General features: G+C 43.6%; 19 protein-coding genes. 11 read left to right on the plus strand and 8 right to left on the minus strand.

The window, feature by feature from the left end; translation table 11 throughout:
* The first annotated feature begins 1 nt into the window (after position 1).
* Positions 2–388: a hypothetical protein gene (locus ACIZ62_RS06390; RefSeq protein WP_111887463.1), complete on the plus strand. Its 387-nt coding sequence runs from the start codon at positions 2–4 to the stop codon at positions 386–388.
* 32 nt (positions 389–420) lie between these two features.
* Positions 421–1,713 (plus strand): hypothetical protein, encoded by a 1,293-nt coding sequence (locus ACIZ62_RS06395; RefSeq protein ID WP_414151506.1) that lies wholly within the window; start codon positions 421–423, stop codon positions 1,711–1,713.
* A gap of 51 nt (positions 1,714–1,764) precedes the next feature.
* Here the strand turns inward: ACIZ62_RS06395 and ACIZ62_RS06400 are convergent, their stop codons facing one another.
* Together ACIZ62_RS06400 and ACIZ62_RS06405 are read right to left on the minus strand one after the other, a co-directional pair.
* The gene (locus tag ACIZ62_RS06400; protein WP_111887461.1) at positions 1,765–4,926 is read right to left on the minus strand and encodes a methyl-accepting chemotaxis protein; all 3,162 of its coding nucleotides are present in this window, start codon (positions 4,924–4,926) and stop codon (positions 1,765–1,767) included.
* Positions 4,927–5,230: 304 nt separating this feature from the next.
* Positions 5,231–8,410 carry a methyl-accepting chemotaxis protein gene (locus tag ACIZ62_RS06405; RefSeq protein WP_111887460.1) on the minus strand — a complete coding sequence of 1,060 codons (3,180 nt, stop codon included), beginning with the start codon at positions 8,408–8,410 and terminating at the stop codon, positions 5,231–5,233.
* A 360-nt stretch (positions 8,411–8,770) separates the two neighbouring features.
* Here ACIZ62_RS06405 and ACIZ62_RS06410 point away from each other — a divergent pair, with 360 nt between their 5' ends.
* From ACIZ62_RS06410 to ACIZ62_RS06440, 7 genes are all read left to right on the plus strand, one after another.
* Positions 8,771–9,895 (plus strand): ABC transporter substrate-binding protein, encoded by a 1,125-nt coding sequence (locus ACIZ62_RS06410; protein WP_414151507.1) that lies wholly within the window; start codon positions 8,771–8,773, stop codon positions 9,893–9,895.
* A gap of 3 nt (positions 9,896–9,898) precedes the next feature.
* Positions 9,899–12,235 (plus strand): EAL domain-containing protein, encoded by a 2,337-nt coding sequence (locus tag ACIZ62_RS06415; RefSeq protein ID WP_414151508.1) that lies wholly within the window; start codon positions 9,899–9,901, stop codon positions 12,233–12,235.
* 80 nt (positions 12,236–12,315) lie between these two features.
* Positions 12,316–13,320, plus strand: a complete 1,005-nt coding sequence (gene pdxA / locus ACIZ62_RS06420) for a 4-hydroxythreonine-4-phosphate dehydrogenase PdxA (RefSeq protein ID WP_111887456.1) — start codon at positions 12,316–12,318, stop codon at positions 13,318–13,320.
* A gap of 254 nt (positions 13,321–13,574) precedes the next feature.
* Positions 13,575–15,440 (plus strand): glutamate synthase-related protein, encoded by a 1,866-nt coding sequence (locus ACIZ62_RS06425; RefSeq protein ID WP_111887455.1) that lies wholly within the window; start codon positions 13,575–13,577, stop codon positions 15,438–15,440.
* Between the two features lie 101 nt (positions 15,441–15,541).
* A complete protein-coding gene (locus ACIZ62_RS06430) occupies positions 15,542–16,183 on the plus strand; it encodes an ABC transporter permease (protein WP_242988617.1) in 642 nt (213 codons plus the stop codon).
* The gene (locus ACIZ62_RS06435) at positions 16,180–17,064 is read left to right on the plus strand and encodes a glycine betaine ABC transporter substrate-binding protein (RefSeq protein WP_242988616.1); all 885 of its coding nucleotides are present in this window, start codon (positions 16,180–16,182) and stop codon (positions 17,062–17,064) included. Before ACIZ62_RS06430 ends, ACIZ62_RS06435 begins: the two co-directional genes overlap by 4 nt.
* Before the next feature lie 4 nt (positions 17,065–17,068).
* Positions 17,069–18,019 carry an ABC transporter ATP-binding protein gene (locus ACIZ62_RS06440; protein WP_414151509.1) on the plus strand — a complete coding sequence of 317 codons (951 nt, stop codon included), beginning with the start codon at positions 17,069–17,071 and terminating at the stop codon, positions 18,017–18,019.
* A gap of 83 nt (positions 18,020–18,102) precedes the next feature.
* On the opposite strand, the gene ACIZ62_RS06445 is transcribed toward ACIZ62_RS06440, so the two are convergent.
* From ACIZ62_RS06445 to ACIZ62_RS06470, 6 genes are all read right to left on the minus strand, one after another.
* Positions 18,103–19,317, minus strand: coding sequence for a cation:proton antiporter (locus ACIZ62_RS06445; RefSeq protein ID WP_111889690.1), 1,215 nt, complete (start codon positions 19,315–19,317; stop codon positions 18,103–18,105).
* Positions 19,307–19,660 (minus strand): P-II family nitrogen regulator, encoded by a 354-nt coding sequence (locus ACIZ62_RS06450; protein ID WP_111887453.1) that lies wholly within the window; start codon positions 19,658–19,660, stop codon positions 19,307–19,309. Before ACIZ62_RS06450 ends, ACIZ62_RS06445 begins: the two co-directional genes overlap by 11 nt.
* Positions 19,661–19,781: 121 nt before the next feature.
* Positions 19,782–20,501, minus strand: a complete 720-nt coding sequence (locus tag ACIZ62_RS06455) for an amino acid ABC transporter ATP-binding protein (RefSeq protein ID WP_111889689.1) — start codon at positions 20,499–20,501, stop codon at positions 19,782–19,784.
* A 9-nt stretch (positions 20,502–20,510) separates the two neighbouring features.
* The gene (locus ACIZ62_RS06460) at positions 20,511–21,200 is read right to left on the minus strand and encodes an amino acid ABC transporter permease (RefSeq protein WP_111887452.1); all 690 of its coding nucleotides are present in this window, start codon (positions 21,198–21,200) and stop codon (positions 20,511–20,513) included.
* A 203-nt stretch (positions 21,201–21,403) separates the two neighbouring features.
* Entirely contained in the window at positions 21,404–22,195 is a 792-nt protein-coding gene (locus ACIZ62_RS06465; RefSeq protein ID WP_414151510.1) for a transporter substrate-binding domain-containing protein, read from the minus strand.
* A 683-nt stretch (positions 22,196–22,878) separates the two neighbouring features.
* Positions 22,879–23,754, minus strand: a complete 876-nt coding sequence (locus tag ACIZ62_RS06470) for a CPBP family intramembrane glutamic endopeptidase (protein ID WP_414151511.1) — start codon at positions 23,752–23,754, stop codon at positions 22,879–22,881.
* Between the two features lie 396 nt (positions 23,755–24,150).
* On the opposite strand from ACIZ62_RS06470, the gene ACIZ62_RS06475 reads away from it, so the two are divergent.
* Positions 24,151–25,458 carry a hemolysin family protein gene (locus tag ACIZ62_RS06475; protein ID WP_414151512.1) on the plus strand — a complete coding sequence of 436 codons (1,308 nt, stop codon included), beginning with the start codon at positions 24,151–24,153 and terminating at the stop codon, positions 25,456–25,458.
* 174 nt (positions 25,459–25,632) lie between these two features.
* A complete protein-coding gene (locus tag ACIZ62_RS06480) occupies positions 25,633–25,956 on the plus strand; it encodes a cupin domain-containing protein (RefSeq protein WP_111887448.1) in 324 nt (107 codons plus the stop codon).
* Positions 25,957–26,010 lie beyond the last annotated feature (54 nt).

Genomic DNA, 26,010 nt, shown 5'->3' on the forward strand with positions numbered 1-26,010 from the left:
AATGAGTGAACTTGATAAAATGATGTTCAACCTGGGATTTAATAAAACAGCCGTTAAAAATTATGGCAAAGCCATTCCTTTTACCAGCAGAAAACTGGAAATTATGAGTCGGATCAACCAGGTTAGCATTGAAAAAGCTGAAAATTCAGATCTATTTGCCTTGTTTTATATTTTTTCCATTGCTTTTTCAGTGATGGTGATGCGCTTTATCGTCTTTGCTCAAACGGGTGATTCGCCCTTTATAACGGTTTTTACCGGCATTGTCATTCGTTGTTCCCAACAACTCCAAAATAATCTCAATGTAATATCGTTTATCGTTTCTGCGGTTGTTTGTGTCGGAATAGGCGTGATGATTAATCATTTTAAAAATGAGAATCGCTTCTGTTAGGTTAAATAATAAAAAAATGAAGGAGAAAGAAAATGTTAAAAAAATTAAGTGTATCGGTTTTAATGATGGTGATGGTATTGCTTTTCACGGTCACCGCGGTATTCGGGGCAACCAATAGCGATCTCAACAACAGCTACCATGATTCGTCAGGAAATATCAACATCGAAGGGCCTTCAGTGGCCAATACGAAATTTGCCTTCACCGGGTCAAATATCACTGCCAATTCGGTATTTGATACCACTACCTTTTTTGCCGGAAACGCCATCACCCTTGATGGGGAGTATAACGGTGATGTTTTTGCAGCAGCGAATACGGTAACCGTTAACGGCAAAATTAATGGGAATCTTTACGCTGCCGCCAATCAGGTCATTATCAATGGCAAAGTGACGCAGGATGTATTTGCTGGTGGATCCGATCTGATCATTGGCAAAGCTGCTGACATTAATCGGGATGTCTTTCTGGCCGCTGCCAATGTAAATATCGATGGAACGGTGGGACGAAATCTCCGGGTTGGTGCTGGTGATGTCTCAATTAATGGTGCGATCAATGGTTTTGTAGAAACAGATGTCGATCAGCTGACCATCAATGACGGAGCAAGTATCACGGGAACCATCAATAATCGCAGTACCAATAAAGCCATTGTAGCCCCAAGTGCCAAGGTGCCTGAAGTTAATTGGGAAAAGGTGTCAAGTAAAGAGGTTAATGAAGTACGGGGACCATCTGTTGGCTCCATTCTTTTATCCATTATTACTAAGCTGGCGTTTATCCTGGTGATCTGGGTTTTAATTAGCTTCTTAACCAAAGACTTTAATGCCAATACGACCGTTATGGCAAAAAAACATATTCTGGCTTCATTGGGAATCGGGGCAGGTTTTTTCTTCTTGTCACCATTGTTACTGATCGTGTCTTTTGTTATTTATGCACCATTTGGAATTGCAATGACCTGTGGGATCATCGCTCTGGCCATTTTGGCGATGCCAATAGCGGCAGTGGTCTTGTCAAAATTATTGATGCGGTTTTTTGATGACAAAATGAAACCGCTGCTTAGCTCATTTGTATCCATCCTAATTATTGCAGCAGCAGCAATCCTTTTGGGATACATCCCAATTATTAATTTTATTGTCTATCTCTTCTTGTATGTTGTTGGTGTCGGCTTTATTTGTTACAATGTGCTGTTCACCAATAGAAAACTAAAAGAAGAACGAAATGAGGGCAATGAAGAGATTTTAATCGTTGATGAAGTTATCAATATGGAAGAAGGTACGACAGCGATAAAAGCGTCAACAGAAGCAATCAAGCTGAATGACGAAGACCCGAATAACTAGTTTGCAATAAAAAAAACAGGCTCCGTTGTGGATGCCTGTTTTTTTTATTTGTTAGTACTTATCGCTCTCCAGATCATCCAACACAATCCGGGTTGTTGGTGCTTCCTGCTTCACCGGCTGCTCAACCGGGGGCTTGGGAGAAGCATGATGAACAGAGCCTTTTTTCTTTATTTTAAAAGCACCCACCATCTGCTTGAGCATTTCAGCCTGACCGGACAGTTCTTCGCTGGCAGCGGCACTTTCTTCAGCAGTAGCAGAGTTTGTTTGAACAACAGTCGAGACCTGTTCAATGCCCTGGGTAATCTGGGCGATTTCAGTGGCCTGATCGTTGGAGGCCCGGGCAATGTTGCCAACCAAACCAGTTACCTTTTCGATTTCACTTAAAATCTCCTTCAAACTCTCAGAGGTTTCATCGGCAATTTTGGTCCCGACATCCACGCTCTCAATGGAGCCTTCGATCAAACCAGTGGTTTCCTTGGCGGCTTCGGCGCTGCGGGCTGCTAGAGATCGTACTTCTTCGGCAACAACAGCAAAACCCTTGCCATGTTGGCCGGCCCGGGCCGCTTCAACAGCGGCATTAAGGGCCAAGATATTAGTCTGGAAGGCAATATCGTCAATCACCTTGATAATTTTTGATATGTTATGGGAGGACTCATTGATTTCACCCATAGCGGAAAGCATTTTATTCATTTGATTATTGCCAACCTCGGCATTATTGCGAACCTCTTGAGCCCGTTCGTTGGCTTCATTTGCGTTTAATGCGTTGGTCTTTGTTTCGCCAGCTACTTCTTCAATGGAGGCGTTAAGCTGCTCGATGGCACTGGCTTGCTCGGTGGTACCCTGGGAGAGCGCCTGTCCGCCATCGGAAATCTGGCGAGCACCGGTTTCAACTTGACCGGCCGCTTCATTGATTTCTGACATGGTTTCGCTGAGGGTGGCGGTAATTCCATTAAGTGCAGATTTAATCGCATGGAAGTCGCCCAGATACTCGGCTGTGATTTCGAGATTTAAATTGCCCTGACCCATTTCTTCCAGGGTATTGGTAATTTCATCTACATAGCGTTTCAAGAAGGCAATGGTCTGGTTCATGGCATCTTTAATCAGGGTATAATCGCCGTTGTAATTTCCGACCATTCCCGTCTTTAAATTGCCTTTGGCCAATTCATTAAGCGTCGTCGAGGCTTCCTGAACCGGTGCCACCACAGCATCTAGGGTGGCATTAACACCGTCGACAATTTTAGCAAAATCGCCCTGGTGTTTGTTGCTATCTGCCCGAGTATTTAATTGTCCATCAATGCCAGCCTGAGCCAGCATATTGGCGTCGCTAATCAGGTTATCGATAGATGTCTGAACCATTTGCAGACTGTCCCTAATTTCATTGAACTGGGCAGAAACTTCAGTCGTGTATTCATCGGCTTCGCCAATGTCCATATCAAAGGCCAGATCACCCTGGGATAAGCGCGTGAGGTTGTGGCCCAGTCGGGTGACCTCATTTTGGGTATAGTCGCTAACCCGAATCATCGGCGTTAAATCAGTGACAACTTCCACAAAACCGGCATTTTCGCCTTTAGAATCCTTGAGGTAAGCGGTATCTTGTTTGTAATTTCGGCCGTACCATTCAAAATAGCTATCCCCCAGACCTTTATCAACCAGTCGCCTGATTCCACATCCTTCGGTCTGGCAGATATCAGCACCAGCATTAAAACAATCCATTCCATAGCCGCTTTTACGGTCAGTGATGACCTTATTGTTGACCATCATGTCTTCAAAGGCCTTATTCATAAAGGTCCATTTCATATCATTATCGGTGACGTGAACTGGGAAGGGGACCGCATCGATGATGGCTTCGTACCAGACCATTTTATCAACGACCGTATCCAGAGTCGCATTGACCCCTTCCACAATTTCTTTAAATCCGCCGTTAAAGGCGTCAGCATCGCCCCGGGTTTGCCATTGGCCCTGAACGGCGGCCAGGGATAGCATGGTTGCTTCCTTAATGAGCCCGCGGATGGTTTCGATGGTCCGTTTTAGGGCTGGTGAAATTTCATCAGCAGGATCAGTTACCTCAATCGTTGCCGAAACGTCGCCGTTAGATATCTGATCCATGGTACCAATGACCATATTCTGGAGATCATCAGCCAGTTTGTTCATGGAAGTGGTCATTTCACCGACTTCGTCTTTGGATTTTACATCCAGCCGAACACCGAGATGTCCCAGGGTCATTTCTTTAATCATATGGTTTAACGAAATAATTGGTTTTGAAATGCTTCGGGCCAGAATATAGGTGGCCAGTCCACCGACCAATAGAATCAACAAGGAGGTCATTAGAATGACGTTTCTCAAGTTATTAATCGGGGCCAGTACGTCATCTTTAAATTTGATAACGATGAGTGTCCAGTTGGTTCCGGGAATCGGGGCATTGTAGGCAAGCTTCGTTTCACCAAGATAGTTATAGGCGATACTACCGGTTTGGCCCACGCCCAATTCTTTGATGGCCAGGGCAAATTCTTTCAAAGGGCCATTGGCATCAATTTCATCAAAAATATTGGTCTGATCCAGTATCAGCTGATCATTAGGATGAGCCATAACGGCGCCATCTTCATTGATCACCATCCCATACTTTCTGACACCATCACCCATGGCATTGGTGATATCTTGCATGAAGGTGGGATCTCGACGTCCCACCAGGAGACCGACTACCTGACCATTATTCTTAATGGGGGCGACTTCAACGACGATCGGCTCATTGGTGACTTCGCTGATGGTTACGTCGGAGATAGATGTTTTTCCGGCAAAACCGTCTTCGTACCAGAATTGACCTTCCGATTTGAATTCGCCACCGCCAATAATATATTTAGCGTTGCCGTTTAGATCCATGACCGCGATATCCTGATAGCCTAAACGTTCCACGTCTCCGGCAATGGAGGTGGCCAGGGTGTTCCAGTCCATCGTAACCGTTCGGGCCCGAAGGGCGATTTCTTCCAGTTTTCCCAGATTACCGGAAGCAACGGCGCCAATATGGCCGGCACCTTCGATGGCAAAGACCTCTTCCTGGGTACTGGATTCACTAGTCAGAGCCGCTGCGCCTAAATTAATGGCAATCAGTCCGAGGGTGAGAACCGCGGCGGCCAGAATCAGAGTGGTGAAAGCCATTAATTTGGTGGACAAACGGATTTTGATCGTTGTTGCACCTTTTTCTTGTGTATGTTTCATGATGATGCTCCTTTCTAAATACTGCGAGTGATGATGCGAGGTATATTTTGATAAAATATCGATAGATCTTGTTGGTTAATAGAATCTTTCATAACAATTAAGAGCGGCCGTTGTCCTGGTCTTATTATTATCTTAGTTAAGATATCGACATAGTGAGAAACTAAGATTAGCGAAAAGACTGACAATATTCTGATAGTATCAGGCTAAAGCTTTATTTGAATCTTCAATACCGGAATCAGATCGCTTGTACATGCCAACATACTGGTGCTTATAAGCGCCAGTATGTTAAATAAGCGGATAAAGATTAGTATTTATCCATGTCCATATCACCCAGATCAATACTTGGTTCTGGCGCCGTTTTTTCTATCGTTTCAGCTGGGGGGGCGGCAACTACTGTAGTAGTATTTGATTTGTTTCTGAGTTTAAAAGTATCAACCAGTTGTTTAAGCAGTTCGGCTTGTCCGGAAAGCTCTTCGCTGGCGGCGGCGCTTTCTTCTGCCGTGGCAGAATTTTGTTGAATCACATGAGCTACCTGTTCCACGCCGGTATCAATTTGAGCAATACCAGATGCCTGTTCGTTGGAGGCATCGGCGATATTTCCAATCAGCGTTGTAACCTTTTCGATGCCGGCGACAATGTCATCCAGAGCGGCGGCTGTATCATCCGCTATTTTTGTCCCTTCCTGAACATTGTCGATGGAGCCTTCAATTAAAACAGTCGTCTCTTTAGCAGCTTCGGCACTTCGGGCCGCCAGGCTACGCACTTCCTCAGCAACAACAGCAAATCCCTTACCATGTTGACCGGCTCGGGCTGCTTCCACTGCGGCATTGAGGGCCAGAATATTTGTCTGGAAGGCAATGTCGTCAATCACCTTAATAATTTTGGAAATATCATTGGATGACTGGTTAATGGAGACCATGGAAGTTTGCATGTTTGCCATTTGAGCATTGCCATTGGCAGCATGTCCTTTAACCGTATCAGCTAATTCTTTCGCTTTATTAGCATCCACGGCATTGTTTTTGGTCTGATCAGCAATTTCTGCAATGGAGGCGGTTAATTCCTGAACCGAGCTGGCTTGCTCGGTGGAACCCTGGGCCAGCGACTGACTTCCAGCAGATACCTGATCTGAGCCGGAGGCAACCTGTTCGGCAGCCACATTAATTTCGCCCATCACATCGTTTAAGGAATCGATAATCACATTAATGGCATTGGAGATGGTGATAAAATCACCCCGGAAGGCACGGGCATGGTCAATATCCAGGTTGCCCTGAGATAATTGCTCGATTTTTTCAGTAATTTCGCTGACGACCGAATTCAAACGGGTGGCGGTAGTGTTGACTGTTTGTTTTAGTACATCGACATCACCCTTATAGTCGCCAGTAATACGGGCCTGAAGATTTCCGTTTAAGATGGCATCCATTACGACCAGAACCTCACTCAGAGGCTTGTTGATTTCATCGAGAATGGCATTCATACCACCGACGAGTTCTTCCCAGGCACCACTAAATTTGCTGGCATCGGCCCGGGTCTGGAGATTACCATCAATCACGGCATTGGTGATCATGGCAGCACCACCAATCATATCACCAATCGAGGTTTTTACCGCGGTCAAACTGTTACTAATTTCGTTGAACTGGACGCTGACGTCAACGGTATATTCATCTGCTTCGCTGATGCTCATATCAAAGTCAAGATTTCCCTGGGCCAGTCGCATCAGGTTATCACCCAAGCGGGTCACTTCAGCATTGGTATAATCACTGACTCGGATAATTGGGGTTAAATCGGTAACAATTTCGACAAAACCAATGTTTTCGCCCTTTTTATTTTTGAGATAAGCGGTATCTTGCTTATTGTTTCGTCCAACCCATTCAAAATATGAGTCTGCCAGGCCCTGATCCACCAGTCGACGGATGCCACAGCCTTCAGTCTGACAAATGCTGGCGCCGGCATTGTAGCAATCCATGCCGCAAGCAGAACTCCGATCTTTAATGACGCCGTTTTTGATCATCAGATCTTCAAAAGCGCGATTCATAAAGGTCCATTTCATGTCCATGTCGGTCACGTGAACCGGGAAGGGGATGCCGTCAATAATGGCTTCATACCAGAACATGTTGTCGACTACGGTGTCTAAAGTCTGATTGACACCAGAAATAACCTTGCCATACTCTCCGGCATGTTTAGCGGCCTCAGCCCGTTTGGTGAAATCGCCCCGTATGGCTGAATCAGAAAGCATGATGGTGTCTGCGACTAAATCGCCAATGGCGCTCTTAATTGAAACCATACTATTGCCCAGGACATCATTTTCTGACTTGGGTAAAATATCAATGTTTAAATCACCCAAGGCGATATTCTGGGCGACTTCGGCCTGGTCCCGAATATTTTCGGCCATATTGACAAAAGATTTTGTCAGTTCACCGATTTCATCAGATCTGGCATTGTCAGCCATGGTGTAGTCAATATCAACGGAGCCCAGCGCCAGACGGTCAGCAGCTTCGCCCAGCTTGGTAATCGGCCGGATAAAGCTACGGGTGGAAATGATGATGAGTCCGACGGTGACCAAAAGGCCTAAAGCGAAAATAACCAGCATTGTGGTCTGAATGGTGGCAAAGGATTTGTTGAACTCTGTCTGGGGCAGTCCGGTGGCCAGAACCCAACCGGTATCACCGATCTCGGTAACATAGCCCTGGCTTTCAGTGCCGGCAGATGAATAAGAAATCGGGCCAGCGGTTTTACTAGTCAGTGCGGCGATGATGTTTTGGGAAAGATCAGTATCGCTTAGAGGGCCGTTGTTAAAATCCGGGTTGGGATGATCAAAGACCATACCGCTGTTGGTTGAAACGACAAAGAATCCAGTTTCGCCGATCTTATTCTCAGCAATGATTTCTTTGATGCGATCTATTGATACATCGACACAGGTTGCCCCGACAAGGTCCTGGGTGCCCAGCTTAAAAACTGGGGCAACGACACTCACAATAATCTGATTGGTGACAACATCTAAATAGGGTTCCGATATAAAAACTTCTTTTTTGGCCACTAATTCCTGAAACCAGGGGCGTGTATTAATGTCGTAGGTTCCGTCAGATGAAGCACCGTCGGATTGGGTAAATTGACTGGAATCCACATCGGCAATCCAGGCTACCTGGATGTTTTCCGGATCGGTAGCAACCACATTATCCAGGGCCTGTTTGACCTCAGGAAAATTAGTCGTTGAGGTGATGCCAATTCCCGGTGTAACCTGTTCAAAAAAGTTGCGAATCTCAGGATTGGTGGATAGTTGGTTGGCTGTTACCAGATAGCTTGTAAAGTAACTGTCTATCTCGTTTGAAACCGCCTGAGAGCGGGATGATAATTCATCAACGGTAACTCTGGTGATAGCCTGGTTCACAATATAGAGCGATATGCCTGAAACAACAGCAAAAATAATAGCAACTGGTAGTCCAATTGATAACAACATCTTGGCAAGTAACCCTTTTTTCTTATTCATTATATATCTCCTTTTATTATCATTTGCAAGCAGCTTTAAGAATATTAATCGTTTAACATAGAATTAAGTTGTTTGCAGGATCGTACTTTGATATAGTTTATATAAAGCAGCACTATTAAGCAAGGGATTAATGATCCACTATGTTTAAGATTATTACCCTTATGCTCTGAATTTAAACATATAACAATAAACTAATGATTAAAGTCTGAAAAAAAGCGAATGGGAAATTTTAGTGGCAAGAGCAGACGTCAATCAGTTTGTTGATGATCGTAAGTTTGCAGGTTTTAAATGCGGGTATATCATTTATGAGTTGTTTTACGGACGGTGGCGGTATTATTTAATCCCAAAATGGAGGAGTCTATGATGAAAAACAATAAAAAACACTCATGGCTAATCGTTTTTTTTATAGGGGCTCTGATTTTTTCGTCCTGCTCACATCAACAACCTCTGATCATTGGTTTTTCGGCAGGGCTTACGGGGAGTGCCTCGGAAATGGGAGTAAACGGGCGCAACGCTTTAATGATGGCGGTAGAAGAAATTAATGCTGGCGGTGGGGTTAACGGCCGACTGGTAGAAGTTCGGATTAAAGATGATCAGAACAATCAAGAAACCGCCCTTGCCGTTGATCAGGAACTTTATGATGAGGGCGTTTCATTTATCATCGGTCATATGACCAGTAATATGGCTAAATTGAGTCTGCCCTTTGTCAACGAGAATAATTTATTAATGATTAGTCCGACGATGAGTTCTTATGAGCTGGTAGATCAGGACGATCACTTTATCAGCGTCGTCTCTTCCAATGATGTTGAAGCAAAATTTTTAGTTGAAAACATCCTTGAAAATGGTGGAAAGCAGATTGCCGTTATCTATGAATCTCAAAATAAAGCTTACACAGGAACCATCAAGGATTTGATTGCCGCAGATTTGGTAAAAAATGGTGGTCGCATTATTTATGAAGAATCCTTTCAATCCGGATCGAGCCCGGAATATCTGGAAATATCCAAACGGGTTTTAAATTCGAACCCCGACACCATTTTAATTTTGGGCTCAAGTTTTGATTCTGCCATGTTTAGTCAACAGTTTTACAAAGCTGGGAAACAGGTGCCCATTTATTTATCCCTTTGGGCCATGAATAATGATCTGATTTTACAAGGCGGTAATTCGGTCGAAGGGGTTTACATTCCCAGTTTACTCGATACGGACTCGCAAAACCCGGCGTACCTTAATTTTAGGGAATCCTATCTTAAAAAATACGGTGCCGAGCCAACTTTTGCCGCCATCTATGCTTACGAAGCTGCGATGATTTTATTTGACGCGATGGAGACGGAAAAGAGTCTGGAACCGGAAACCATCAAGGCGGCCATTATAAAAAAAGAAACCCACCAGGGGCTTCAGGATAAGATCATTATTGATCAATACGGAGATGCCAGCCGAACGCTGTACCACTATATCATTCAGGATGGTCAATTTAAAAAGGTGGATTAGACAATGAAAAGGATAAAAAAGCTGAAAAATTTCATCCAGGTTAATAACATGCTTTCCATTGCCATACCCCTGATTCTAGTGGTGTTGTTAATAGCGCCATTGATTCTTAATGTTGCGGTCAAAGATATTCAAGAAAAAAACACCCTCATCGCTACCACCATTGCGCATCGCATGGCAGATTTTCTTAATGAGTCCTTTCTGATACTAACACAGTTGAGTGAGTTACTTGATGGCGGCGCTCTTAAGGATGAGGAGGACATCCGGGTCTATTTAAACACCGTGACCGAGAGTGCTAATATCATCGAAGGATTTGAACTGCTTGATGCAAACGGGTTTGTAACTACGGTTGTTCCGGAAAACAACAATATCCAGGGCGCGAACCGAGCCAGTCAGGATTTTTTTTCTGAAACAAAAGCCAGCCAGCAGCCGACGCTATCAAAAACTTTTATCTCTCAACAAACAGGACAGCCGACGATCACAATTGCCATCCCTCATCGCGATGGAGTCCTGGTGGCCTATTTGAATCTAAAGGAGATCAGTTTGCTTTCGCTTAATCTTAGTCAGACCTTTGGTGATCAGGTGACTGTGGCGGTTACCGATGGCAATGGTGTTTTTATCTCAAATAAAGATATGGCTAAGGTTTATCAACGCGAAATTGAAGGTCACTTTGATACCATTCATCAGGAACCAGAGCGTCAAATCATTACAGCCATTTACGACGGCCAAAGAACTGTGGTTAGTCATGCTGATGTAACAAATGGCGATTGGCATGTTTTTGTTTACCAAGCCTATGATTCGATTCTGATTGCATTTAGACCGCTCTTATGGATTGTACTTTTATTTGTTTGTTTATTGATCGTGTTTTCAAGGTTTGTTTCCAACTATGTTTTTAAAGACATTAGCCACTCTTTTTATGAACTCAATAAGCAAACCAGAGAAACTGCCGCAGGGGATTATCACCGGATTGATGAAGATAATCGTTTTGATGAATTTAACACCCTGACTGAGAATTTTAATGAAATGGTGATATCGATCAAAGAGCGGGATGAAGCGTTAAAAACTCTGGCTTATTATGACCCTCAAACGCAACTGCCCAATGCTGTTTATCTGACGGAACAATTAGATCAGCTTATTATGACGAATAGAAAAAAAATTGCGGTAATCTGTTATGATATTGAAAACTTTAAACGAATCAATGATACCTATGGACCGTCGTTTGGAGATCAACTCCTCAAAATAATGGGCGAACGGATTCTGAATATGAAGTTGACAAATGGATTTATGGCTAGAATCACGGGCTCCAATTTTATCCGGGTAATAAAGGAGTTAGAAGATCCGAGTGATGTGCTAATTGAAATTGAAGAACTGCGACAGGCATTTAATCAAGGCATCAGCGTAAACGAAAATAATGTTTATGTGCATTTTCATGTCGGAATTACACTCTATCCTGATGATGCGCAAACAGTGGAAGAGCTTCTTCAATATGCTCATGCTGCGGCCGATATGGCTAAGCAACGGGGTAAATCCCAATATGCTTTTTTTGAAAGCAGCATGAAAATGAATTTGATTAGAAGTATGACCTTAGAAAACTCGTTGCGTTCGGCGATTAAGAATGAAGAGTTCTACCTTCATTATCAACCTCAAATTGATGTAAGAACAGGATTAATTCGGGGATTTGAAGCTCTGATCCGTTGGGAACATCCGCAATTGGGGAAAATATCGCCGCTTGAATTTATCCATATAGCTGAATCAACGGGACTGATCGTTCCGATTGGAGCATGGGTGATGGAAACGGCCTGCAAGAAAATGGTGGATTTAAACAGAGTGACGGGATCAAATATGATCATCTCTGTTAACATTTCTCCGGTTCAAATCAGTAATGAGCAATTTCCGGCGATGGTCGAAGAGACATTAAAGCGCAGCGGTTTGTCCCCGAATCTTTTGGAACTGGAGATTACTGAAAATTTGTTTATCAATTCGTTTGAAGTGGCGATTAAGATATTTGATCGACTCAAGGCAATTGGTATTAAGATGTCGTTAGACGATTTTGGAACGGGCTACTCGTCGCTGGCCTATTTGAAGAACCTGCCGATTGATACGTTAAAAATCGACCAGGCCTTTACTCGTGATTTACTGATACACAAATCGAATGAGCATCTGATGGAGTCAATTATTTTAATGGCCCACACCCTTGAAATGGATGTAATTGTCGAGGGCGTTGAGGAATTAGAGCAGTTTGATCGCTTAAAAACCTATCAGTGTGACCACGTCCAGGGTTATTATTTCAGCCGTCCAATGGATACTAATCAACTGGAGGATTATTTTATAAAGATGAAATAGGACGCCTAAAACGAGTAGAAACCAAGTAGACTAACTTTTTACTTAGTTTAGTAATTAAATAATTTAATCAGGAGAATAAGATGACTAAACCAATACTGGCAATTCCGATGGGAGATGCCGCCGGCATCGGACCAGAAATTACAGTCAAAGCAATGGCAGATGACCGGGTTAGCAACATGGCCCGCCTGGTGATCGTGGGGGATAAGAAGGTGCTAAAAGAAGCCCTGGCGTTTTCTGATGTGACACTTTTAATCAATTGTATTAACGATCCCCAGGATGGAAATTTTTCACCCGGGGTCCTTAACCTTATTGATTTGGATAATATTTACTTAAATAAGCTAAAAATGGGAGCCGTGCAGGCGATGACGGGAAAGGCCGCCTATGAATACATCGAGGTCGCGACCCGTCTTTGTCTGGATAAAAAAACGGACGTGCTGACAACTACCGCCATTAACAAGGAATCGCTAAAGGCGGCAAAGGTCCCTTATATCGGCCATACCGAAATGGTGGGTGCATTAACTCAAACTAAAAATCCGCTGACGATGTTTCAGGTGCATAACCTTAGGGTATTTTTTCTCAGCCGTCATGTTTCGTTACAGCAGGCTTGTAAACTGGTAACTAGGGAAAATATTGAGGCCTTTATTGATCAGAGTGTGGCAGCGCTAAAAACTTTGGGAGTGAAAAATCCCCGGATAGCTGTTGCGGGTCTTAACCCTCACAGTGGCGAGCACGGGCTATTCGGCCGGGAAGAGGTGGAAGGGGTGATGCCAGCGGTAGTAGAGGCCCGAAATAGAGGCATCAATGTTGATGGACCGATTGGAGCTGACAGTGTCTTTTACTTGGCTTTAAATGGCAAATACGATGCGGTCTTATCACTTTATCACGATCAGGGTCATATCGCTACCAAAATGGTCGATTTCGAAAAGACGATTTCCATTACACTTGGCATGCCATTCCTAAGAACCTCGGTGGATCATGGGACGGCGCTGGATATTGCCGGGAAGGGAATCGCCAGTCCGGTGAGTCTGATTGAAGCGATTCGTTTAGGTGTGGAATACGCGCCTTTATTTAATCAGAGGTGGTGATGTTGGCACGTGGCAAGCGTTCTGTTTTTTGGCAACCTCAGATAGCACAAAGTAACATGAACTTTTTTTGATGTCCATAGGGCAAAATGATTAACAACTCAACTAATTAATAAGGAAGAATAATAAAAGACCTTTACGAAGTAGAGGCCTTTTTTCTTTGGAATTTAACCTGAAATCTTGGGGTAACACTGTGTGAACCCGCAACTTTAGGGTATAAATCAACCCATAAGGTAAAATGAGAGGGGATTTATACGATGGTTAAAAAAACGCTGATTCGGGTATCAAAAGACGGGCCCTACGTGGTGACTGGTTTGTCGGAGATCAAGGAATCCACCACCAGAAGTGTGACGGTGGCGGATCCGGCGGTGGCTTTGTGTCGTTGTGGCGCGTCAAAAACAAAACCATTTTGTGATGGAACCCATGGAAAAATTGCTTTTTCAGGCGAAAAAAGCCCGGACCGGGTACCACGTCAATTGGATACCTATGTGGGTCAGGAAATTACCATTTATGATGACCGGGGGATTTGTTCTCATGCTGGTTTCTGTACCGATGGGTTGCCCAAAGTTTTTCGGATGGGCGTGGAACCCTGGATTGATCCCGATGCCGAAGTTAAAGAATTAATTATTGAAACGATCAAAAAATGTCCTTCCGGAGCCTTGAGCTATTCCATTGACGGAGTCCGGGTGGATACTTTTACTGATGTGGAAGCGCTTCAGCTAGATGAAGATGGACCCTACCATGTACGCGGCGGGATTTCTTTGGATCTGGGCGATACGCCGGAGTCAGAACAGCCCGAATCTAAAGAGCATTGTAGTTTATGCCGATGCGGTCATTCCCAAAATAAACCCTTCTGCAGTGGTCAGCATTGGTACGAAAAATTTGTTGATCCGGGAATGGTCGGGGAACTAAAAAATCAGGATCAAGAGGGCGAGCGGTTCAATAACAAATATGCGACGATTAAAAAGATGGCCGAAACGGGCATAAGTGAGAACTCCGCGATGCGAACGCTTAAGACCTTTCCGGATTTTAACACCCTGCTTTTTAAGGGCACCCAATTACATCGGATGCCCTTAAATGAAGAGGTGACGGTCAGTCTGACAACGGTTATCGGGAAGCATGCCAAAAAACCATTGACGCTGGCCCTGCCATTTTATGTCTCCCATATGTCCTATGGTGCTATATCTAAGGAAGCCAAGGTTGCTTTGGCAAAAGGCAGTACCCTGGTGGATACCGCCATGTGTTCGGGTGAAGGAGGCATGCTCCCGGAATCCCGCCAGGCCGCCAGACACTATATTTATGAACAGGGTACCGCCGCGTTTACCTATGATGAAGCGATTATGAAACAGGCGGATGCGGTAGAAATAAAAATCGGCCAGGGGGTTAAACCCGGGCTGGGCGGCCATTTACCCCAGGAAAAAATCACATCGGAAATTGCCGGGATTAGAAAACTTGAAAAAGGCGAAGCTGCGGTGGCGCCCGCACGGTTGGCCGGGATAGATGAGATTCGGGATCTGGTTAAGCGGGTCGCCCGGATCCGGGAAATAACCGATGGTGTTCCGATTGGTATTAAAATTGCCACCAGTCATCTGGAAGAAGATCTGGCTATGGCTTTGATGGCCGAACCGGATTTTATCACCATTGATTGCCGCGGTGGTGCCACCGGTTCAACCCCGAAATTTATCAAAGATAATGTCGGTATTCCAGCTATTTTTGCCATTCGCCGGGCTCGCCGCTTTTTAGATAAGTTAAACAGTGAGGTGACCCTTTGTGCTACCGGTGGGTTTCGGGATAGTTCGGACATTGCCAAGGGGCTGGCCCTGGGGGCAGATGTCATTGCTCTGGCGACGGCCTCGCTGATTGCCATCGGCTGTTTGCAGTCCCGGATTTGTCATACCGGCAAATGTCCGGCCGGGATCGCCACCCAGGATAAAGTATTACGGAGCCTCTTTAACGAAGAAAAAGCCTTGCTCCAATTTAAAAATTTTTACACCGGCACCGCCAACGAACTAAAGGCGTTTGCCCGGACCAATGGCCGGGATGATATTCACCGGCTGGCTGTTAGTGATTTAATGACCATCAGCAACGAGGTCGCGCTTCACACTGACATTGAGCATGTCTAGAAAAACCGCTCGGATGGACAACGGTCGTTGACTCCTGAGTTTATAAAAATATCGAATAAGCATAATTACAGATACATAATCGGAAAGAGACGGGAACAGCGATGGAATTTTTCAAAAATTTAGGCGAATTGCTCAAAACGCGAAGCGACTTTTTTATCGAACTGCTATGGCAGCACATCTTGTTGAGTTTAATTGCCATTGTAATTATTACGGTGGTAGGAATCACCACCGGCATTCTAATCTCCAAATCAAAAAAAGCTGCCAGCATCGTGATTGGTATGACTAATGTCTTGTATACCATTCCCTCGATTGCAATGTTTGGTTTTTTTGTGTCGATCACCGGCATTGGCAATACCACAGCGATTATTGCCCTGGTGATTTATGGACTGTTACCGGTGATTCGCAACACCTATGTGGGGCTCATCGAAGTGGATGATCAGATTTTGGAGGCGGCAGTGGGGATGGGTAGCACTCCCTGGCAACTGCTTTCGAAAATCCAGTTCCCCCTGGCTCTGCCAGTGATCATCGCTGGCATCCGCAACATGGTAGTGATGACTATTGCGCTGGCCGGGATTGCTTCGTTTATCGGAGCTGGCGGATTGGGAGTGGCGATCTGGCGGGGAATTACCACTAATTTTGGTGAAATGACGGTGGCTGGCAGTCTGTTGGTGGCCTTACTGGCCTTTGTTGCGGATGGATTATTGGGAATAATTGAAAAAAGATTATTAAGGAGGACAAAATGAAAAAGTGGATCAGTTTAGTATTAATTACAGCGCTGATTTTTTTAGCGGCTGGTTGCCAAAGTGAAAAAAAGAAGGTGGTCATCGCTTCAAAACCGATGGCAGAAAGCTATATCATTGCCGAAATGATGGGCCAACTGATTGAAGCAAACTCCGATATCACAGTCGAGTACAAAATGGGCATCGGCGGAGGAACCGCTAATATTCAACCAGCGATGGAATCTGGAGAAATTGATATGTACCCGGAGTATACCGGCACTGGTTGGCTGTTTGTGCTAAAAAATGAACTGGTTACCGATTCGCAAGCCCTTTACGAAGGGGTTAAAAGCCAGTATCAGGAGAAATATAATTTTATCTGGTTGGATCGTTATGGATTTAATGATACCTACGCATTGGCCATGGATAAAACAAAAGCCGATAGTATGGGGATTAATACCTTCTCGGATTTGGCGTCCCAGAGCGCCAGCCTGGTGTTGGGATCGGAATATGATTTTTACGAACGGGAAGATGGCTATCCGGGTTTAGTGACAGCCTACGGTTTTAATTTTAAAGAAAAAAAAGAACTGGACATCGGCCTGAAATATAAGGCCATTGGTGAGGGTCAGGTAGATGTGATCAATAATTTTTCCACGGATGGATTATTGGCGGAATATAACTTAAAGGTGTTAAAAGACGATCAGAACTTTTTTCCGGCCTATGAAGCGGCCACCGTCATTCGTCAGGAAACCCTGGACAAGTATCCGGAACTCGAAGCAATTCTTAACCAACTGGCGGGACAGATTAGTGATGAGGAAATGCAGCAGATGAACTATTATGTAGAAAAAGAAAACCGGGATGCCGGTGATGTGGCCACCGAATTCCTGAAAGCGAAAGGCTTGTTATAACCCGATGATTGAGTTTAGTGATGTTAGTCAACAGTATGAAACAGAGAAGCCAATTATCAGGAATTTGAGTCTGACCGTTTCACAAGGGGAGTTTGTGGTGCTGATCGGGCCTTCCGGCTGCGGTAAAACGACCCTGCTAAAAATGATCAACGGTTTGATTTTACCAAACAGCGGTGAAATCCGAATTAAAGGAAAAGAGCTCAAAGAATGGGACCCGATTACCCTAAAACGAAACATCGGTTATGTGATCCAGCAGGTGGGGCTGTTTCCTCATCTGAACATTGAAAAAAATATTGCCTATGCTCTGGATATTCAAAAGACCAGCGAAACCAAAAAAAAGGAACGGGCCCGGGAGCTAATTAATCTGGTCGGGCTAGAAGAAGGTTATCTGGGGAAATACCCCAACGAATTAAGCGGCGGCCAGAAGCAGCGAGTCGGTATTGCCCGGGCACTGGCGGCAGATCCCGAAATTATTTTAATGGACGAACCTTTGGGCGCCGTGGATCAAATTAATCGGGCGGTGCTCCAGGATGAAATCATTCGGATTTATCAAACGCTTAATAAAACCATCGTCTTTGTCACCCACGACATCGAGGAAGCCATTAAACTGGGAACCAAAATTGTAGTGATGAATCAGGGCGAAATTATGGAAGTCGGTTCCCGGGATACCATCGTTTTTCACAGCAAAAGTCATTTTGCCGATGATTTTATCGGGAACAAGGGGTTTTTATCCTATTTAAATATTGTCAAAATCAAACAGGTGGTTTGTTCCTTTAATGAAAGTTCCAATGGCAATACCAAAGAAATGCCCCTTTGGGTGTCGGAGGCAGATCCCCTGATTGTGGGGATTCGGATGTGTTTGGAAAATGGTGTTAATCTTGTTGGTGTCCTTGATACCGCTGGTCGGGTTGTTGGTGCTTTTGATCTGGGCTGTTTGTCCCGGCTTACGTTCTGATAAGATAGTTAGGTTTTCAAACAAAAGGCAACTAAAATGGCGAGGATTCCCGTTTTTATCCGGGCATCCTCGCCAATATTTGTTTAAGAATGAATTTTATGCGGTGCTAGAGGCTTGGATTCCGGGAGTCTGATCTCTCCGGCTTTAACCAGGGCGTATTTGGCAGCAATAGGGCCAACCACCGAGTAAATGAAGGTAGAACACAAAATAACCACTTGAATCTGTTCGGCATAGAGGGGAACCAGCTTGGCGGCAACCACCACCAACCCAAGTGCAACCCCGGCCTGAGGCATCAGGGTGGGTCCCAGATAGGTACAGATGTTTTTATCTTGATGGGTGACTCGGCCACCTAACCAGGCACCAGCCATTTTGCCAACAACCCGGATAACGACATAGATGATGCCGATCAGCCCAATGGCAGGCAGTGCCGAGATCTGAAATCCAGCCCCGGAGATGACAAAAAAGACCATAAAAATAGGCGGTGTAAAGGAATCGGTGACTTTTAGCAGCGCATCAATCTGATCCCGGTAAATATTAACAAGTACCCCACCAAGGGCCATGCAGGCTAGTAAAGGGGAACCATGAAGTAAATCAGCGACCCAGTAGGTCAACAGGATAAAAGCGATGACAATGCAGATTTGATTGGAGGGCTTCTTGAAAAAACGGAAAAACAGTTTCATCAGGATTCCGGCCGCGGCGCCCAGAATAAATGAAATGATAACTTCATAAAAAGGGGTGAGGATCGAAAGAATTAGACTGGTTTCGACACTTGCGTTCATGGCATTAACGATGGTGGCAGCAAATCCAAAGGCGATCAAAGCAATGGCGTCATCAGCCGCCACAACGCTCATCAACATTGAAGTCAGAGGGCCTTTGGCATCATATTGTTTGATGACCATAATGGTTTGGGCAGGAGCGGTTGCTGCCGCAATGGCCCCCAACATGATCGAAAGCTTGGGGTCAAAACCAAATAACATCAATACCAGAGTTACCAGAATTACGGCCATGAGAGCTTCAGCCGTAGCAATCACAATCGGGGCAATACCGACCTTCCGGAAATAGTTGAGATCAAACTGGCTACCGATGGAAAAGGCGATAAAGCCCAAGGCAACATCTGAGATGATCATAAAACCATTGACCATATCAATGGAGATAAGATTCAGGAAGGACGGTCCCAAAATAAGTCCGGCAATCAAGTAGCCGGTGACATTGGGCATTTTGAATTGTTTGGCCAGTCGTCCCAGCAGGAGGCCGGCAAAAAGCATAACGGCGATTTCAATGATGAGTTTAGCTTCCAATTGAACATAGACCTTTCGCAAAATCGACGGGTATCGTGAACACGATCCCCGAATCCGCTTCGTCAAGGTTTGATACCGTGGCTTCAATCACTTCAATGACCTGGTCTATTTTTTCGTCTTCAAGAATGACAAAAATAAGATTGCCTTGCGTCACATCAGGATTGAGAAAGGTACGGAGTGAACCAAGAATAGGGATTTCGTCAGCGTCGTGAAGATGGCTGAGTTGTCGGGCCATGCCCCGGCTTTCCAGCACTGTTGCACCGCATATTCGTTTAGACGCCAATGCCGCCAGCAGTGAATCCAGTTTGTCTGGCTGGCTTAAGACATAAACAAGTAACTTCATTAATTTCCTCCTCTGATATTTCTGATTAAAATTTGTGATACATTCAGTATAACACTTAATCCCTGCCAGATCAAAAAAGATAGTTTGAAGAGTAGTCTCAGGTGTATTGGCAAAAAGCGATTTATACTAAAATTTGTCCCAGAAAGCTCTGTAGCCGTTCATTTTGGGGGTGATCAAAAATTTCTTCGGGAGGACCTTCTTCAGCAATTTGACCTTCAGAAATAAAGATGACGCGATCGGCTACCTCTTTGGCAAATCCCATTTCATGGGTAACAATAATCATGGTTCGGCCTTCTTTGGCAAGGTCATTCATAACGCCCAATACCTCTCCAACCAGCTCAGGATCCAGGGCCGAGGTGGGTTCGTCAAATAAGATGACCTTTGGTTCCATCGCCAGGGAGCGGGCAATGGCCACCCGTTGCTGCTGTCCACCGGAAAGCATCGCTGGGTATTCGTCGGCCTTATCCAGCAGGTTAACCTTCTCAAGCAGGTCCATTGCTAGGCCTCGCGCCTTCTTTTTATCCATTTTTTTAACGGTGACGGGGCCTTCCATCACGTTCTGAATAACCGTCATATGGGGAAAAAGGTTAAAACGCTGAAAGACCATCCCAACCTTTTGACGGATGGCATTGATATCTTTTGATGTGACTAATTCGCCGTCGATGTAGATTTCACCCTCGTTTTTTTCTTCCAGGAAATTGATACAGCGCAGTAGGGTACTTTTTCCTGATCCACTCGATCCAATCAAACAGACGACCTCGCTTTCGTCGACGGTTAAATCGATTCCGCGCAGGACTTCCAGTTCACCAAAATATTTATGTAAGTTTTTAATTTCGATCATGCTCATTGTTTACCTCTCATTTACTTTCAACTTTTGTTCGACTTTACTAAGGAGTTTAGTTAGTCCCATGGTGATAATTAGGTAGTACACCCCAGCGGTGAAATAAATCGGGAATACATTAAAGGTGGCGGCACCAAACTGGCGGGCCAGCAGCATGGTTTCGGTGATCGTGATAACACTGGCCAGGGAAGAGTCCTTGACTGCAATGATAAACTGATTGCCCAAAGCTGGTACTGATCGCTTAAATGCCTGGGGTAACACAACCCGTTTCATGGCTTGCCATTTGGTCATTCCCAGAGACCGGGCAGCTTCCCGCTGACCATAGTCGATGGATTCAATAGAACCCCGGAAAATTTCACTGATATAGGCACCGTTATGCAGGGCCAGGGCAATAACCGCAGAGGGGAAACTGTCAATCATGATTCCCATACTGGGGAGCCCATAAAAAATAAAGTACAATTGGAGTAAAAGGGGCGTTCCCCGAACAACGGTGATATAGACGTCCATTATTTTTTTTAACCACTTATATTTGGTCAGTTTTAAAACCGCAACCACCAGACCGATGACCATCCCCAGTATGATGGAGAAAAACGCCAGTTCCAGCGTTAATATAACGCCGGGAATAAACTTAGGGGCAAATTCGACAACGGTTTTAAAGAATTCGATACTATTGTTTGCCAGATTTATGATCGCATCCATAGGATACCTCCTGTTTTTTTTAATAATTACTAATTAGTATACCCATAAAATGATGACATCCGTATCCTCTCGACAAAAAAATACGGATGTCACAGTTTTTTAATTTAGTTAAATTTTGGTTAGAAATTTATTTAAATACGGACTGGGGTTTAAAGGAATTCAGGCAGCTCGGAAGAGTTCCGGACTGCCTGACTACAAAATTTTTATTTTTCAAGAATGTTCATTCCGAACCAGCGGTTACTAATTTCTGCATAGGTGCCATCTTCAATAATGGCTGCCAGGGCAGTATTAACTGCTTTCAATAACTCCGTATCATCCTGACGAATGGCAATGGCGATGTTTTCGGTATAAAGTAAATCACCAACTGGTTCAATTGCTACCCCATAGTCAATTGGGGCTCGAGCACCAACAACCTTGCTGGTAACGAGTCCATCAGAACGACCCTGATCGACACTTTTGAAATTATCGACATCGCTTTGGAATTGAAGAATTTCAGCAATGTTTTCCATCCCATCCAGATATTCATGGAAGGTGGTACCAGTAACGACTCCAACCTTGCCATTTTCTAATTCAGTAATGCTGTTTAATCCAGAACCTGCTTTGGCAAAAAACTGAGCGCCATCATAGTAGTACGGATCGCTAAAACTAACCTCTTTAAGTCGGTCTTCAGTAACAGCCATACTACCAATGATCATATCAAAACGATTGCCGGTAAGTCCGCCAATGATGCCGTCCCATTCCACGGTAATGGGTTTAGCAGTAACGCCCATTTTTTCAGCGAGAGCATGAGCAATTTCGATATCAAATCCAGCCAGTTCACCATTCTCATCGATATAATTAAATGGTGGATAGGCGCCAGTCATGGCAAAAGTCATTTCACCACTGTCCATAATCTTTGAATAGGTGGTTTCATCAGCGGATGATCCGGTACATCCGCTGAGAACTAAGGTCAGCAAAACACCGACAGTCATCATAATTAATTGTTTCTTTTTCATTTCTTCCTCCTTGTTTTGGCTAATCGAAAACAAAGTTCTTTTCGATATTTTTATAGCCAGTTGGTATTGATTTATATTCAACGGGATTAGTACATCCAATAACAGATTACTAAAGCCCGGAATGTCTTGAGTAGATGGATTAGGCGTAATTGGTATAAGTGTGCCAATAAATTTATATAAAAAAAGGGCACTCTAACTCTGTTAATACAGAGTTAGAGTGCCCTAGCTTCGCTATAAAATAACTCACAATATACCATTTATGGCAAAATTGCCCAATAGTATAGTGTATGACCTCACGATCCTACACAAGCCCCAGTTCCATAAAATGTTTTTCGATACAGATTTCATTTATTAAACTCTTAGCTTACATATTTCCACGTTTTAGAACACGTAAATAAGCTCACCAAAAAAACTACTCAAAGTATATACTTCACAACTTTATTGAGTATATTATATCAAATCTCTATGATTATGTCAACTTAAAATCAGTATTCAGCTTGATCTCACGGAAAGTTCGAATATTAAATAAGGCTTAGTTCTTCAAAATGTATGTTTAGTCAGCGTAAATTCAGCAAGGAAATCGTTAAGTATTATTTAAGAAAGCATTAGCCAATAATGAAATAAACGGTAAAATACGAGTAAAATATTATTTAAAAGAAATCGAGAACACGTTTTCGCTGAGGTTACTCTTGTCGTTGTGATTGTTGTCTCCCGATCGATATAAAACAGAGGGCTCCAGTTAGGATAAATCCTATACCGCCGATAATGCCAACAGGTAGTGGTCCAATAAAGGGGCTGGGGGTTCCCGCCGTTACAAAAACAGAGACTGCAGCCATACCGTTAAGGGAGCCATGGGCGATTGAAGCGGGGAGAAAGCTCTTGGTTTTTATGGCCAGATAGGAGAAGAAAGAACCGACAAATAAACAGAAGACAACCATGGCTAGAATACCGCCCCAGGGAGCGGTGGGATAGCCCGTCCCATAATTATGACCCATCGCAATAATCGGTGCATGCCATAAACCCCAGATGATACCGGAAATAACAATAGATACCCGGGGACTGTACATTTCCATCAGTTTTGGCAGCAAATAACCTCGCCAGCCGATTTCCTCACCGGAGGTGGTGATGATGTTGAGTAGGGGGCTGATGAAAATCCCCAGAGCAAGCTGGGTTATAAAGAGTGTAAACAGGGTGCCTTCCGGAAGGGACATTCCTTGGGCGGCATAGGCGTCAGCCATCTGGCTCATCGTGGGGTCAAACTGACTGGGAAAAATCAAAAAATAGAAGAGTGCTCCCAGGATAATCAAAATGGCCGGGCCAAACCAGGCCGCCAGATAGTAACGGACATTACCTTTAAAGTGCGGCTTAAGACCAAAATCCTTAAACCCCTCCTTCGTAATGAGTCGGGTGGCCACCACCGAAATGGCGGGCATCAACATCACAGCCGATAGCACGAAGATGGCGTAGCTGCTCGTTAGTCCACCATTGGCCATCAAAGCAAATTCCAGGGTCCAGGTCAGAAAAAAAGTTATTCCTAAAAAAATTCCAATTCGTTTCATTGAGTATCTCCTTTGTTATTTAAATGGTTTTAATTGTTACCTTCTCATGATTATAGAACCTTTCACAAAAAAACTCAATGGATTTACGGTTGATTCTGGTTGATAAGATCAACCAGGAGGTGATTTTATTAAAAATGGACCTACTAAAAAAAGCTATTCAAGTTGACAAATTTTGCGAAATGATATAAGCTTTATCCAGTATCGAGTAAGTTTTTACGAAAGGAAATAAAAATGGACGACGAACCTGGGGAAACTGAGAAGTGCATAAAGAATTTTAAAATGTATCGTGTTAATCTCATCGTTTTCAATCGTTTTTCTTACTATTTGAGGCCGCAATATCTCAAGAAGAGATATTAGTGCGTCTTTTTTTGTAGTTAAAATTAGGAGGATAAACGATTGATCACAAAGATTATATTTTTACTTGCATTAGTTCTGGTAAATGCTTTTTTCGCAGCGTCAGAAATTGCCCTGATCTCACTAAATGACAATAAAATAAAACTGATGGCGGAAGGCGGCAATAAAAAAGCCCAACTGCTTGTTAAGTTGCTGGGAGAACCGAGCCGATTTCTGGCGACCATTCAAATTGGCATTACTTTAGCCGGCTTTATGGCCAGTGCTTTTGCTGCAGAGAGTTTTGCTGGTCCGATTGTGTTGGTTATAAAACAGTACAACATTCCCGTTTCAGACGGGGTATTAAAAGTTACCACTTTGGTGCTGATTACGTTGATCCTTTCATATTTTACTTTAGTTTTGGGTGAACTGGTACCTAAACGAATTGCCATGAAAAAATCCGAAAGCATTGCATTCTTTGCGGTAGGAATATTATCAGTTATATCAGTAATTACAGCACCAATTGTTAAACTCTTAACCGTTTCGACCAACTTTTTTGTCCGCTTGGCCGGAATCGACCCTAATTCGGAAGAAGATAATGTTACAGAAGAAGAAATTCGAATGATGGTAGATGTAGGTGGAGAAAAAGGCACAATCAACGAACGGGAAAAAACGATGATCAACAACGTTTTCGAGTTCAATAATAAAACCGTTTCTGATATTATGACACACCGGATGGATCTCTTTTGTGTTTCGGTTGACATTGACCTTAAAGAACTCATCAACTGTGTTAAAGATGAAAAATATACCCGAATTCCTGTGTACGAAGAAACAGTGGACAATATCATTGGGATTTTACATGTCAAAGACCTGATTTTTCTGATTAATGCCGATGAGACCTGTGATTTTAGTATTCGTGAGAATATTAGAAAGCCCTACTATGTTTCCACAGGTAAGAAAATTGATGAATTATTTGTCGATTTGCAGAAAGCTAAAACACATATAGCGGTGGTTATCGACGAATATGGTGGAACCGCGGGGATCGTAACGATTGAAGATCTCATTGAAGAAATTGTGGGCGATATCTATGATGAATTTGATGAGGAGGAATATGAATTCAGAAAAATTGAAGATCATATCTATGAAGTCAGTGGTATGATTAGTCTTGACGATCTGGATAAACTAATCGATGTGGAATTGCCGGTTGATGAGTATGAAACATTCAGCGGGTTTCTTATCGGTCTTATTGGTAATATCCCACCGAAGGGAGCTGTTTTGGAAATAGAGTACGAGAATTTAAGGATCAAAATTCTAGAGGTATCGGATAAGCGAATCGAAAAGGTGATTGTTTATATGGGAACTGAAAAAAAGTAGGTATCGGCTGTTTATACAAAAAAATTTATGAATAATCATTGTAAGGTGGCCTGATTGGATGGTCACCTTTTTTAATGCGATTAATAATATTGTTGTTAAGTCAGAAAAGAGAGGGTATATAAATAAAAATCAGTCTAATAAATTAAGACACGTTCAATGAGAGGAGAAAACTAAATGGTAGAACAATTATTCAAGTTAACTGGTGGAGATGATAAAATCGTCGAAAAAGTTATTCTAGATGAAAATCTTCATTATATACATGCGATTATTAATCAGAGTGACGGATTTCCCGAGCATTATACCAACGCCGTTGTTTATATGACGGTAATAAGAGGAATTGTCTCCCTACAGCTGGATGAACAGGATTACTATGCCTATCCAACGGGCACTGTTTTGAAAATACCCTTTAATACCAAAATGATTCTTAATAACTTTAATCCGGAAACCCTTGAGCTAATCCTGATCAAAGCCCCGCCACCAGAAGAACTGCCTGAATAAAGTAAGAAATAGACAAAAGAGAAATATGAAATCATATAGAAACAGGTGACAAAA

It is taken from the genome of Acetobacterium carbinolicum (genome assembly GCF_047456275.1).
GTDB classification, from domain to species: Bacteria; Bacillota; Clostridia; order Eubacteriales; family Eubacteriaceae; genus Acetobacterium; species Acetobacterium carbinolicum.

Bases quoted from the DNA above. Each gene is read 5' to 3' on its own strand.
- ACIZ62_RS06400 (WP_111887461.1), bottom strand. From the start codon at position 4,926: ATGAAACATACACAAGAAAAAGGTGCAACAACGATCAAAATCCGTTTG.
- ACIZ62_RS06395 (WP_414151506.1), top strand. From the start codon at position 421: ATGTTAAAAAAATTAAGTGTATCGGTTTTAATGATGGTGATGGTATTG.
- ACIZ62_RS06450 (WP_111887453.1), bottom strand. From the start codon at position 19,660: ATGAAGTTACTTGTTTATGTCTTAAGCCAGCCAGACAAACTGGATTCA.
- ACIZ62_RS06415 (WP_414151508.1), top strand. From the start codon at position 9,899: ATGAAAAGGATAAAAAAGCTGAAAAATTTCATCCAGGTTAATAACATG.
- ACIZ62_RS06410 (WP_414151507.1), top strand. From the start codon at position 8,771: ATGATGAAAAACAATAAAAAACACTCATGGCTAATCGTTTTTTTTATA.
- ACIZ62_RS06390 (WP_111887463.1), top strand. From the start codon at position 2: ATGAGTGAACTTGATAAAATGATGTTCAACCTGGGATTTAATAAAACA.
- ACIZ62_RS06405 (WP_111887460.1), bottom strand. From the start codon at position 8,410: ATGAATAAGAAAAAAGGGTTACTTGCCAAGATGTTGTTATCAATTGGA.
- ACIZ62_RS06465 (WP_414151510.1), bottom strand. From the start codon at position 22,195: ATGAAAAAGAAACAATTAATTATGATGACTGTCGGTGTTTTGCTGACC.
- ACIZ62_RS06455 (WP_111889689.1), bottom strand. From the start codon at position 20,501: ATGATCGAAATTAAAAACTTACATAAATATTTTGGTGAACTGGAAGTC.
- ACIZ62_RS06480 (WP_111887448.1), top strand. From the start codon at position 25,633: ATGGTAGAACAATTATTCAAGTTAACTGGTGGAGATGATAAAATCGTC.
- ACIZ62_RS06425 (WP_111887455.1), top strand. From the start codon at position 13,575: ATGGTTAAAAAAACGCTGATTCGGGTATCAAAAGACGGGCCCTACGTG.
- ACIZ62_RS06430 (WP_242988617.1), top strand. From the start codon at position 15,542: ATGGAATTTTTCAAAAATTTAGGCGAATTGCTCAAAACGCGAAGCGAC.
- ACIZ62_RS06435 (WP_242988616.1), top strand. From the start codon at position 16,180: ATGAAAAAGTGGATCAGTTTAGTATTAATTACAGCGCTGATTTTTTTA.
- pdxA (WP_111887456.1), top strand. From the start codon at position 12,316: ATGACTAAACCAATACTGGCAATTCCGATGGGAGATGCCGCCGGCATC.
- ACIZ62_RS06470 (WP_414151511.1), bottom strand. From the start codon at position 23,754: ATGAAACGAATTGGAATTTTTTTAGGAATAACTTTTTTTCTGACCTGG.
- ACIZ62_RS06460 (WP_111887452.1), bottom strand. From the start codon at position 21,200: ATGGATGCGATCATAAATCTGGCAAACAATAGTATCGAATTCTTTAAA.
- ACIZ62_RS06440 (WP_414151509.1), top strand. From the start codon at position 17,069: ATGATTGAGTTTAGTGATGTTAGTCAACAGTATGAAACAGAGAAGCCA.